Origin of the sequence: Streptomyces sp. NPDC005899 (genome assembly GCF_040629645.1) — a bacterium.
Lineage (GTDB): Bacteria > Actinomycetota > Actinomycetes > Streptomycetales > Streptomycetaceae > Streptomyces.
The window spans coordinates 1-12,086 of the sequence record NZ_JBEXWB010000188.1 but is presented as its reverse complement, the minus strand read 5'-3'; the positions used below and the strand labels follow the sequence as shown (position 1 = coordinate 12,086).

Sequence of the window (12,086 nt, the reverse complement as noted above, 5' to 3'; positions counted from 1 at the left end):
GCCCGAGCCGCCTCGGCCGAGCCGCGCCTCGGACCGGTCGCCGACTGGCCGGCCATCGGCCCGTACCGGCTGCTGACCGGGCTGCCCCGGGACCCCGGCGCCCGGACCGACCCGGCCGTACGCGCACTGCTCACGCCGCCCCACGCCGAACTGGCCCGCACCGCCGAGGTGTTCCTCGACCGCGCCGGCCAGGCGAGCCGCACGGCTGCGGAACTCGGCATCCACCGGCAGACGTTGTACTACCGCCTCGCCCGAATCCAGCAGCTCACCGGTCTCGACCTCAACGACGGTGAGGACAGACTGCTGCTGCACATGGCGTTGAAGTCGGCCCGGCTGTGAGACCCCGCCCCGGATGAGTACGCGAGGGGCGGGAGCTGAGTACGGCAGCGCAGTGCGCGGCGCCCCCGCGGGCGGTGAACTGGTGGCATGAGCAACAGCGTTCGCACGCACACCCCGCGCCCCGTCACCACCGCGGCCCGCCCGGAGCCCGACCCGCGGTGGTGGGCCCTGCCGCTGGCCGGGACGGTGCTGGCGCCCGGCCTGGCGTTCGCGGCCTCCAGGCCCGACCACCTGTTCGCCGGCAGGCCGTTCCTGCTGTGCGGCGGCCTGCTGCTCGCGTACGCCGTGGTCCTGCCGAGCTGGTTCCTCCCCAGGACGACGGCCGGCAGGCGCCGGCGGGGGGACCTGGTCCTGGCCGGCTGCGCGTGCGCCGCCGGACTCCCGTCCCTGCTCACCGCGTTGGGCTGGACGGTGTTCCTCGTCATGCTGTTCACGGGCCACGTCGACGGCTGACGCCCCTCCCCCGCACACACGACCGCACCCGGCGGGCAGAGGTCACTGCCCGCCGGGTGCGGTGCCGTCCCAGGCCGGAGCCTGATCCGGTGTCAGTCGGTGAGGTTCACCGTGCGGGCCGAGTTGGCGCCGATCTCCTCGGCGATCTCGGTCAGGACCGACTGCGGGACGGTGTCGTCGACGGTGAGGACGACGAGCGCCTCGCCGCCCGCGTCCCGCCGCGAGACCTGCATCCCGGCGATGTTCAGACCGGCCTCACCGAGGATCTTGCCGACCGCGCCGACGACACCGGGGCGGTCCTCGTAGCGCAGGACGACCATGTGGTCGGCGAGCGCCAGGTCCACGTCGTGCTCGCCGATGGCGACGATCTTCCGCAGGTGCTTCGGGCCGGCCAGCGTGCCGGAGACCGCGACCTCCTCGCCGTTCGCCAGGGTGCCCCGGACGGTCACCATGTTGCGGTGGTCGGGCGATTCGGAGCTGGTGGTCAGGCGGACCTCCACCCCGCGCTCCTGGGCGAACAGCGGGGCGTTGACGTAGCTGACGGTCTCGTCGACGACGTCCTCGAACACACCCTTGAGCGCCGAGAGCTCCAGCACCTTCACGTCGTGCTGGGTGATCTCGCCGTAGACCTCGACGTCGAGGCGGGCCGCGACCTCGCCCGCGAGCGCGGTGAAGATCCGGCCGAGCTTCTCGGCGAGCGGCAGCCCGGGGCGCACGTCCTCGGCGATGACACCGCCCTGGACGTTGACCGCGTCGGGCACGAGCTCACCGGCGAGGGCGAGGCGGACCGACTTGGCGACGGCGATGCCGGCCTTCTCCTGCGCCTCGTCGGTGGAGGCGCCGAGGTGCGGCGTGCAGACGACCTGGTCGAACTGGAACAGCGGGGAGTCCGTGCAGGGCTCCTTGGTGTACACGTCCAGGCCGGCGCCGGCGACCCGGCCCTCCTTGAGCGCGGAGGCCAGCGCGTCCTCGTCGACGATGCCACCCCGGGCGGCGTTGACGATGCGCACCGAGGGCTTCACCTTGTGGAGCGCCTCGTCGCCGATCAGGCCGAGCGTCTCAGGGGTCTTGGGCAGGTGCACCGTGATGAAGTCGGAGACCTCGAGCAGCTCGTCCAGCGTGAGGAGCTTGACGCCCATCTGCGCGGCCCGCGCGGGCTGTACGTAGGGGTCGTACGCGACGATCTTCATGCCGAAGGCAGACATGCGCTGCGCGACCAGCACGCCGATGCGGCCGAGGCCGACGACGCCGAGGGTCTTCTCGCTGAGCTCGACACCCGTGTACTTGGAGCGCTTCCACTCGCCGTTCTTGAGCGCGGTGTTGGCCTGCGGGATGTTGCGCGCGGTGGCGACGAGCAGGCCGCAGGCCAGCTCGGCCGCGGTGACGATGTTGGACGTCGGCGCGTTGACGACCATCACGCCGGCCTTGGTGGCCGAGGAGACGTCGACGTTGTCCAGACCGACGCCGGCGCGGGCGACGACCCTGAGCTTCTTCGCGGCGGCGATGGCCTCGGCGTCGACCTTCGTGGCGGAGCGCACCAGGATGGCGTCGACGTCGGCGATAGCGGGGAGGAGCTCGGCGCGGTCCGCGCCGTTGCAGTGCCGGATCTCGAAATCCGGACCCAGGGCGTCGACCGTGGCGGGCGACAGCTCTTCGGCGATGAGTACGACAGGTTTCGAGCTCACGTGTGTCCTCACAAGTCCAGTGCGGACGGCCGTCCCGACGGCCGCAGGCGGTGGAGGGGCTAGCCGCGTGGAAGACGCACGACACTGTGGGCCCTGACGCGTGTATGTGTTGAGAAGTGTAGTCATGCGGCCGGACACAGTCTGTGCCCCGGTGGAAGGATCACCCGCACGGGGTGGACGCTCTGTACAGGCGTACGGCGCCGTTCCCTGCCACCGCCTCTCCCCGCAGTGACACGGGGTGTGAGGCCGGCCTTGCGCCGGGGGGCGGGCCCGCGTGCGGACCCGCCCCCCGGCGAGGACTCAGGCCTCCTCGTTGTCGACCCAGCTCATGAGCTTGCGCAGCTCCTTGCCGGTGGTCTCCAGCAGGTGGTCGCTGTCGGCCTTCTTGTACTCGTTGTACTTGGGCAGGCCGTTGTGGTACTCGGCCATCCAGTTCTTGGCGAAGGTGCCGTCCTGGATCTCGGCGAGGACCTTCTTCATCTCGGCCTTGGTGGCGTCCGTGATGATGCGCGGGCCGGTGACGTAGTCGCCCCACTCGGCGGTCTCCGAGATGGACCAGCGCATCTTCTCCAGGCCGCCCTCGTACATGAGGTCCACGATGAGCTTCAGCTCGTGCAGGCACTCGAAGTACGCGATCTCCGGCTGGTAGCCGGCCTCGGTCAGCGTCTCGAAACCGGCCTTGACCAGGGCGGCGGTGCCACCGCAGAGGACGGCCTGCTCACCGAACAGGTCGGTCTCGGTCTCCTCGGTGAAGGTCGTCTTGATGACGCCGGCGCGGGTGCCGCCGATCCCCTTCGCGTAGGAGAGGGCGAGCTCCAGGCCCTTGCCGGTGGCGTCCTGCTCGACGGCCACGATGCACGGGACGCCGCGGCCCTCCTCGTACTGGCGGCGGACCAGGTGGCCGGGGCCCTTCGGGGCGACCATGCAGACGTCGACGTTGGCCGGCGGCTTGATGAAGTCGAAGCGGATGTTCAGGCCGTGGCCGAAGAACAGGGCGTCGCCGTCCTTGAGGTTGTCCTTGACGGACTCCTCGTAGACCTGGGCCTGGATCGGGTCCGGGACGAGGATCATGATGACGTCGGCCTCGGCGGAGGCCTCGGCCGGGGTCACCACGCGCAGGCCCTGCTCCTCGGCCTTGGCCTTGGACTTCGAACCCTCGTGCAGACCGACACGGACGTCGACACCCGAGTCGCGCAGCGACAGCGCGTGGGCATGGCCCTGGCTGCCGTATCCGAGGACCGCGACCTTGCGGCCCTGGATGATGGACAGGTCGGCATCGTCGTCGTAGAACAGCTCGGCCACTGGGTCTTCTCCTTGAGTGCAGGTGTTGCGTCCCACCGTACGGCGGGGTGCTTCGGATACGGTGCCGGGTCTCGCCATGCGAGCGGCGAGGCTGCCCCGGACGTGCTTACGCCGTGCGGTCGAGTGCGCGCAGGGACCGGTCGGTGATCGAGCGCGCGCCGCGCCCTATGGCGATGGTGCCGGACTGGACGAGCTCCTTGACGCCGAACTGCTCGAGCATCTTGAGCATGGCCTCCAGCTTCTCGGCCCCTCCGGTCGCCTCGATCGTGACGGCCTCCGGGGAGACGTCCACGGTCTTGGCGCGGAACAGCTGGACGATCTCGACGATCTGGGAGCGGGTCTCGTTGTCGGCGCGGACCTTCACCAGGACGAGCTCCCGCCGGATCGCGGCGGACGGCTCGAGTTCGACGATCTTCAGGACGTTGACCAGCTTGTTGAGCTGCTTGGTCACCTGCTCCAGGGGCAGGCCCTCGACATTCACGACGATGGTGATGCGGGAGATGTCGGGGTGTTCGGTGGTGCCGACCGCGAGCGAGTCGATGTTGAAGCCGCGGCGGGAGAACAGGGCCGTGATCCGGGCGAGGACGCCCGGCTTGTTCTCGACCAGGACGGAGAGCGTGTGCTTGGTGGACATGGAGTCGGTCTCTCTCTGTCTCTCAGTCGTCTTCGTTGTCGCCGAAGTCGGGACGGACACCGCGGGCCGCCATGACCTCGTCGTTCGAGGTGCCGGCGGCGACCATCGGCCACACCATGGCGTCCTCGTGGACGATGAAGTCGATGACGACCGGGCGGTCGTTGATCGCGTTGGCCTCGGCGATGACCTTGTCCAGGTCGGCGGGGTCCTCGCAGCGGATGGCGTAGCAGCCCATGGCCTCGGACAGCTTGACGAAGTCCGGCACGCGGGTGCCCTTGGCGGGGACGCCGTCGGTGTCCGCGCCGGAGTGCAGCACGGTGTTGGAGTACCGCTGGTTGTAGAACAGGGTCTGCCACTGGCGGACCATCCCGAGCGCGCCGTTGTTGATGATGGCGACCTTGATCGGGATGTTGTTGAGCGCGCAGGTGGTGAGTTCCTGGTTGGTCATCTGGAAGCAGCCGTCGCCGTCGATCGCCCAGACGGCGCGGTCGGGCATCCCCGCCTTGGCGCCCATGGCGGCCGGCACCGCGTATCCCATGGTCCCGGCACCACCGGAGTTCAGCCAGGTGGCGGGCTGCTCGTAGGAGATGAAGTGGGAGGCCCACATCTGGTGCTGGCCCACGCCGGCGGCGAAGATCGTGCCCCGGGGGGCGAGTTCGCCGATGCGCTGGATGACCTGCTGGGGCGAGAGGCTGCCGTCCTCCGGCAGGTCGTAGCCGACGGGGTAGGTCTCGCGCCAGCGGTTGAGGTCCTTCCACCAGGCGCTGTAGTCACCGGTGTTCCCGTCGGTGTGCTCGGCCTGGACCGCCTGGACGAGGTCGGCGATGACCTCGCGGGCGTCACCGACGATCGGGACGTCGGCCGCGCGGTTCTTGCCGATCTCGGCCGGGTCGATGTCCGCGTGGACGATCTTGGCGAACGGGGCGAAGCTGTCCAGTTTGCCGGTGACGCGGTCGTCGAACCTGGCCCCGAGCGCGACGATCAGGTCGGCCTTCTGCAGCGCGGTGACGGCGGTGACCGACCCGTGCATGCCGGGCATCCCCACGTGCAGCGGGTGGCTGTCGGGGAAGGAGCCGAGCGCCATCAGCGTGGTGGTGACGGGCGCGCCGGTGAGCTCCGCGAGGACCTTCAGCTCGGCGGTGGCGCCGGCCTTCATGACACCGCCGCCGACGTACAGCACGGGCCGCCTGGCCTGCGTGATGAGCTTCGCGGCCTCGCGGATCTGCTTGGCGTGCGGCTTGGTGACCGGGCGGTAGCCCGGCAGGTCCATCGTCGGCGGCCAGCTGAACGTGGTCTTCGCCTGCAGCGCGTCCTTGGCGATGTCCACGAGGACCGGTCCCGGGCGGCCGGTGGACGCGATGTGGAAGGCCTCGGCGATCGTGTGCGCGATGTCCTCGGCGCGGGTGACCAGGAAGTTGTGCTTCGTGATCGGCATCGTGATGCCGCAGATGTCGGCTTCCTGGAAGGCGTCCGTACCGATGGCGGCGGAGGCCACCTGGCCGGTGATCGCGACCAGGGGCACGGAGTCCATGGCCGCGTCGGCGATCGGGGTGACGAGGTTGGTGGCACCGGGGCCCGAGGTGACCATGCAGACACCGACCTTGCCGGTGGCCTGCGCGTATCCGGTGGCCGCGTGCCCGGCCCCCTGCTCGTGACGGACCAGGATGTGGCGGACCCGGGTGGAGTCCATCAGCGGGTCGTACGCCGGCAGGATGCAGCCGCCGGGGAGTCCGAACACGGTGTCGGCCCCGACTTCCTCGAGAGAGCGGATGAGTGACTGCGCGCCCGTGAGGTTCTCGGCGGAGGCGGAGGACGGTCCGCCGTTACGGGCCCGCGGCTGGGGATGGTGGGCCCCGGTGGCCTGCTCGGTCATCGGCATTCTCTTCTCGAAGCTGAGGGTTTGTGCAGCGTATATGTGGTCGTTTGGGAGGTACCGGTGCAACAAAAAACCCCCCGTGCCGTGAGGCAAGCGAGGGGAGCGCGCCGGTGCGGTCTGCGGGGTGTCCATGAGTGACCCTGCTTCAGCCGACGCGCTTTCCAAGTACGAGAATTCGGGTGCGCATGGCATTGACCCTCTCTCCGGCACGCACACGGTGTCAAGTGGGTGGGACGGGCGTCTCAGCATGTGAGCGGCTCTGGAGGGGCAGCGAACGGCCGGCCGGCACCGGCGGCGCAGCCGGCCCACCGCCGGGCACCGGGTACTTCCCCCTGGTCAGCGTGCGCCGCAGGCGGTGCTCGTCCAGCGGGCCGGCGAAGGCCGCCCCCTGACCGTGGGTACACCCCAGGGTGCGCAGCACGCGCACCTGTTCGGGTACGTCGACCCCGTCGGCCACTGACTGGACACCGAGGTCCCCGGCGATGCGCAGCAGCCCACCGGTGATCTTGTGGAGCCGCGCGGACTCCGCCACCCCCTCCACCAGCCCGCGGTCCAGCTTCAGCACGTCGATGGGCAGCCGCCGCAATGCGTTGACCGCGGCGTACCCGCTGCCGAAACCGTCCAGCGCGATCCGCACGCCGAGCCGGCGGAGCTCGATCAGCCGCTGCTCCAGCTCGTCGAAGGAGATCCGCGGGTCGTCGCCGGAGACCTCGATCATCAGGGCGCCCGACGGCAGCCCGTGCCGGGTGAGCAGCGCCTCGACGGAACCGAGGGGCACGGTCCGGTCCAGCAGCCGGCCGGCCGACACCCGGACGCAGACCGGGACCGGGTGCCCGGCCCCGGCCCGGTCGGCGGCCTGCGCCACGGCCTGCTCCAGCAGCCAGCCGCCGAGCTCGGCGGCACGGTCGCCGTCCTCGGCGACCCGCAGGAACTCCGCGGGTGTGAACAGGACGCCCTGGGCGGAGCGCCAGCGGGCCTGCGCGGTGACGGCGGCGACCGTGCCGCTGGCGAGGTGGACGACCGGCTGGTGCAGCAGGGCGAACTCGCCCTCGCGCAGAGCGGTGCGGAGCCGCCCCGCGAGCTCGGTGCGGCGGACGACCTCGGCCTGCATCTGGGGGGCGTAGAGCTCGACACGGTCCTTGCCGCCGGCCTTCGCGCGGTACATGGCGAGGTCGGCGTTGCGCATCAGGTCCTTGGGCGTGATGGAGGGCTCGGCGAAGGCGACACCGATGGAGGCCGCCACCCTGACCTCGCCACCGCCGATCCGGTAGGGCTGGGAGAGCGTGAGCCGCAGCCGTTCGGCGATCTCGTGGACCTGGTACTCCCGGGCCGCCTGGTCCCGGGTGCCGTCACCGACGATGAGCGCGGCGAACTCGTCCCCGCCGAGCCGGGCCGCGGTGTCCGTGGCGCGTACGGAGTCCTGGAGGCGGTGGGCGGCCTGGACGAGCAGCTCGTCGCCCGCCTGGTGGCCGATGGAGTCGTTGACCGCCTTGAATCCGTCCAGGTCGATGAAGAGCACGGCGGTGCCCTGGTCCCCGGCGCGCCGGCCGCCGAGCGCCTGCGCCACCCGGGAGGTGAACAGGGCGCGGTTGGGCAGGTCGGTGAGCGGGTCGTGCTCGGCGTTGTGCTGGAGCTGGGCCTGGAGCCTGACCCGCTCGGTGACGTCCCGGCTGTTCAACAGCAGGCCGCCCTGGTGCCGGTTGACGGTGGACTCGACGTGGAGCCAGTCGCCGGCCCCCGATCTGAAGCGGCACTCGATCCTGGTGGTGGGCTCCTCCTGGGCGCGGGCCGCGAGGAACCGCCGGAGCTCGTGCACCACTCCCCCGAGGTCGGCGGGGTGGATGATCGAGGAGAGCTCGGTGCCGACGAGGTCCTCGGCCTCCCGGCCGTAGACACCCGCCGCCGCGGGGCTGACGTAGTGCAGGACACCGGTGGGCGCGGCGATCATGATGACGTCGCTGGAGCCCTGGACGAGCGAGCGGAAGTGGTTCTCCTTCTGGGCCAGCTCCTGGGTCAGCGCGATGTTGTCGACGAGCATGATGGCCTGGCGGACCACCAGGGCGAGCACGACCGCACAGCCCGTGAGGAGCACGAAGCGGTCCACCCGGTGGCCCTGCACCACGTTGTACAGGATGCCGAGCGTGCACACGGCAGCGGCGAGGTAAGGCGTGAGCGCCGCCAGGGACCCGGCGATCGGGCGGCTCCCGGAACGGGCCTGGCGGCCCGGTCCGACAGCGTTGTCCTGGACGCGGCGCGCCCGCCAGGGCGCGTAGGCGAGGAGCAGCGAGCCGGCGAACCAGCCCGCGTCGAGCAACTGGCCGGACTGGTAGGCGGATCGCAGCAGCGGCGAGGTGAAGAGGGCGTCGCACACGACGGTCAGGGCGAGCCCGGCGATGGCCAGGTTCACCGCGGAGCGGTCCACGCTGCCCCTGCGGAAGTGCAGGGCGAGGACCATGGAGACCAGCACGATGTCGAGCAGCGGGTAGGCCAGCGAGAGCGCCGCCCGGGCCACGCTCTCGCCACTCGCGTTGGCGATTCGGGCCGTGTGGGCGAGCGCCAGGCTCCAGGAGAGCGTGAGCAGGGATCCCCCGATCAGCCAGGCGTCCAGTACCAGGCAGATCCAGCCGGCGCGGTTGGCGGGGCGGCTGGCGAGGACCAGGAGCCCGACGATGGCGGGCGGGGCGAAGCAGAGGAAGAAGACGTCGGCGGCGGACGGGGAGGGCACCGGGCGGCCCAGCACCACTTCGTACCATCCCCAGACCGCGTTGCCTCCCGCGGCCATCGCGGAGGAGAGCGAGAAGAGGAGCCAGGCGGGCCGGAACCGGCTGCCGCTCCTGCGGGCGTGCACGAAGCACGAGACGGCGGCGATCAGGGCGGCCGCGCTGAGGCCGAAGTCACCCATGAAGAGGGCCAGTCCGGGCGAGCCCCAGCCGACCGCGGCCCCGATGCCGTATCCGGCGCAGACGAAGGCGAGGAGGAGCTGGGAGCGCAGCCCCGCACGGCGTACGGCGGCGGGCCGCCCGGACACCGGCCGTCCGGCGGCGGGTTGCCCGGGCGTCTGCGGCCCCGGCACCGACGGCCCGGATCCCGCTTCCCCCGATGCCGGTCGCCCCGGGCCGGGCTGCCCGGCCGCCGGCTGCCGGGAGAGCAGGGCTCCTAGGGCGCTCACCGGAGAGTCTCCCGGGCCGGGTCCGGCGCCACCGCCGCCCCTGGCCGCTCGGTGCCGTCCGGCCGCCGCCACTCGCCGTGCCGTGTCCGCTGGTCTTTCAGCCGGCCGCACATCGCCCGTCGCCCCCTCGCGTCCGCTTCCTCCCCGACGCCGTCCCTGCCGCGGCGCGACCCCCTTGTGGACGATACACCAGAGCGGTCACAGAGGGACATAGTCCATCTACTCTGAGTGACCGAAAGGGGTGTTGCCGCCACTGTGCGCGGCCGAATCGTTCCGCGGGGTGGTCAGGACGTCGTGAGCACCAGGTTGCCGACGGGCTCCCCCGCCGCGAACCGGGTGAGCTGTCCGGCCAGCAGACGCTTCGCCCGCGGCAGGAACGCCGACGTACTGCCTCCTACATGAGGGGTGATGAGGACATGGGGAGCGTGCCAGAGGGGATGGCCCACGGGCAGGGGTTCGGGGTCCGTCACGTCGAGGGCGGCCCGCAAGCGCCCGGACTCCAGTTCGGCCAGCAGGGCCGAGGTGTCGACGACCCCTCCCCGCGCCACGTTGACGAGCAGCGCGCCGTCCCGCATCGCCGCGAGGAAACCGGCGTCCACCAGCCCCTGCGTGGAGGCGTTCAGCGGGGTGGACAGGATGACGACGTCCGCCTCCGGCAGCAGCCGGGGCAGTTCCCCGATCGCGTGCACGGGGCCGCGCCCGGTGGTCCGGGCCGAGCGCGCGACGCGCACCACCCGCGCGCACTCGAACGGTTCGAGCCGGTCCTCGATGGCGGCTCCGATCGATCCGTACCCCACGACGAGCACCGACTTGTCGGCGAGCGCCGGGTAGAAGCCGGACCGCCACTCCTCCTTCTCCTGGCCCTCCGCGAAGGCGGGGAAGCCGCGCAGGGAGGCGAGCACGAGCGTGAGGGCGAGCTCGGCGGTGGACGCCTCGTGCACGCCCTTGGCGTTGCAGAGCTGCACTCCGGCGGGCAGCAGGCCGAGCCCGGGCTCCACGTGGTCGATGCCCGCGGAGAGCGTCTGGACGACCCGGACGGCGTCCATGCCCTTGAGCGGGCGGGCAGCCACCTCCGGTCCCTTCATGTAGGGGACCACGTAGAAGGCGCAGTGCGCGGGGTCCGCCGGGTAGTCCGGGCCGCCGTCCCAGAACCGGTAGTCGAGGCCCTCGGGGAGCCCTTCGATCTCGTCGGCCGCGATCGGCAGCCACACGTCGTTGGCAGGTGTCGAAGTCATGCTCAGGAGGCTATGCGAAGGGCTCGGAGCGGCAGAGGCTACTTTGGGGTGCGGTGGGGTCCCGTGATCATGGGGGGCCGAGGGAGGGTAGGGGGAGTTGGAGCGCAGGACAATCGGTGCGGCGGCGCTCGCCGTCGGCGCCGTCGGGCTGGGCTGTATGCCGATGAGCTGGGCCTACAGCACCTCGCAACAGCGTGGTGACCGTTCGCTGCGGACGGTGCACGCCGCGCTGGACGCGGGCGTCCAACTTCTCGACACCGCGGACATGTACGGGCCCTTCACGAACGAACTGCTCGTCGGCCGCGCGCTCAAGGGGCGCCGGGCGGACGCCTTCCTGTCCACCAAGTGCGGGCTGCTGGTGGGTGATCAGCACATCGTGGCCAACGGCCGCCCCGGGTACGTGCGCCGGGCCTGCGACGCCTCGCTGCGGCGGCTGCAGACCGACGTGATCGACCTCTACCAGCTGCACCGGGCCGATCCGGAGGTGCCGGTGGAGGAGACCTGGGGCGCCATGGCGGACCTGGTGCGCGCGGGCAAGGTGCGGGCGCTCGGTCTGTGCGCCGTGGGCGCGCGGGCCGGGCGCCGGCCCGGGTCGAGGACGCACGACGTCACCCTCGGGCAACTGGAGCGGGTGCAGCAGGTCTTCCCCGTCAGCGCCGTTCAGGCGGAGCTCTCCGTGTGGTCGCCGCAGGCGCTGGAGGACCTCCTGCCGTGGTGCGCGGCGCGGGGCGTGGGACTGCTGGCCGCCATGCCGCTGGGCAGCGGCTATCTGACGGGGACGCTGAAGCCCGGGCAGGGCTTCGAACCGGACGACCCGCGCGCCAGGCACCCCCGCTTCACGGCGGAGATGATGGCCGCCAACCAGCCGGTGGTGGCGGGCCTGCGCCGGATCGCGGAGCGGCACGGCGCCACTCCGTCGCAGGTGGCGCTGGCCTGGGTGCTGCGGCAGGGCAGCCACGTGGTGCCCGTGCCCGGCACCAAGCACGAGCGGTGGGCCGTGGAGAACGCGGGCGCGGCGGACCTGCGGCTCACGGACCTGGACCTGGCGGAGATCGCCGGACTGCCGAGGGCCCGCGACTCCTGGGACTGACGCGGGGGTGACGGGTCCGGCGCGGTGACGGGGTGCCGCGGGCGGGGGTTCCCGCGGCGGGACAATGGACGAAGACCACGCCCCGGGCGGACCGGCAGTGTAAGAACAGTGATCGGGTCACCGTCGAAAGGATCTCTGCTGTGCGCGGTGCTGTGTTCGGATCGGTGCACGCCCCCTCGGTGCGCAGGGGGGTGGCGGCCGTGCTCGTCCCGGCCTCCCTGCTGCTGTCCGCGTGTTCGGCCGGTGCCGGCCCGGGATCGGGGCGGGCGGGCTCGCCGCCGGCGGTGGGCGCGTCCGCGACCC

The 12,086-nt window shown here is 71.7% G+C and carries 9 protein-coding genes; 3 read left to right on the top strand and 6 right to left on the bottom strand.

The window, feature by feature from the left end; translation table 11 throughout:
• Both ABZ371_RS20500 and ABZ371_RS20495 read left to right on the top strand, forming a co-directional pair.
• A partial coding sequence (locus ABZ371_RS20500) for a helix-turn-helix domain-containing protein (RefSeq protein ID WP_358681542.1) occupies positions 1-339 on the top strand: 339 nt, incomplete at its 5' end.
• A gap of 87 nt (positions 340-426) precedes the next feature.
• Positions 427-792, top strand: a complete 366-nt coding sequence (locus ABZ371_RS20495; protein WP_358681539.1) for a hypothetical protein — start codon at positions 427-429, stop codon at positions 790-792.
• A gap of 92 nt (positions 793-884) precedes the next feature.
• Here the strand turns inward: ABZ371_RS20495 and serA are convergent, their stop codons facing one another.
• From serA to ABZ371_RS20465, 6 genes are all read right to left on the bottom strand, one after another.
• Positions 885-2,477, bottom strand: a complete 1,593-nt coding sequence (serA, locus tag ABZ371_RS20490) for a phosphoglycerate dehydrogenase (protein ID WP_358681536.1) — start codon at positions 2,475-2,477, stop codon at positions 885-887.
• Between the two features lie 300 nt (positions 2,478-2,777).
• Positions 2,778-3,779 carry a ketol-acid reductoisomerase gene (gene ilvC, locus ABZ371_RS20485; protein ID WP_358681533.1) on the bottom strand — a complete coding sequence of 334 codons (1,002 nt, stop codon included), beginning with the start codon at positions 3,777-3,779 and terminating at the stop codon, positions 2,778-2,780.
• 106 nt (positions 3,780-3,885) lie between these two features.
• Positions 3,886-4,413, bottom strand: coding sequence for an acetolactate synthase small subunit (gene ilvN, locus ABZ371_RS20480; RefSeq protein ID WP_358681530.1), 528 nt, complete (start codon positions 4,411-4,413; stop codon positions 3,886-3,888).
• Between the two features lie 22 nt (positions 4,414-4,435).
• Positions 4,436-6,292, bottom strand: coding sequence for an acetolactate synthase large subunit (locus ABZ371_RS20475; protein WP_358681527.1), 1,857 nt, complete (start codon positions 6,290-6,292; stop codon positions 4,436-4,438).
• Between the two features lie 217 nt (positions 6,293-6,509).
• Positions 6,510-9,317, bottom strand: coding sequence for an EAL domain-containing protein (locus tag ABZ371_RS20470; RefSeq protein WP_358681524.1), 2,808 nt, complete (start codon positions 9,315-9,317; stop codon positions 6,510-6,512).
• A 425-nt stretch (positions 9,318-9,742) separates the two neighbouring features.
• The gene (locus tag ABZ371_RS20465) at positions 9,743-10,693 is read right to left on the bottom strand and encodes a 2-hydroxyacid dehydrogenase (protein ID WP_358681521.1); all 951 of its coding nucleotides are present in this window, start codon (positions 10,691-10,693) and stop codon (positions 9,743-9,745) included.
• Positions 10,694-10,790: 97 nt separating this feature from the next.
• On the opposite strand from ABZ371_RS20465, the gene ABZ371_RS20460 reads away from it, so the two are divergent.
• Entirely contained in the window at positions 10,791-11,783 is a 993-nt protein-coding gene (locus ABZ371_RS20460) for an aldo/keto reductase (RefSeq protein ID WP_358681518.1), read from the top strand.
• Positions 11,784-12,086: the final 303 nt, after the last annotated feature.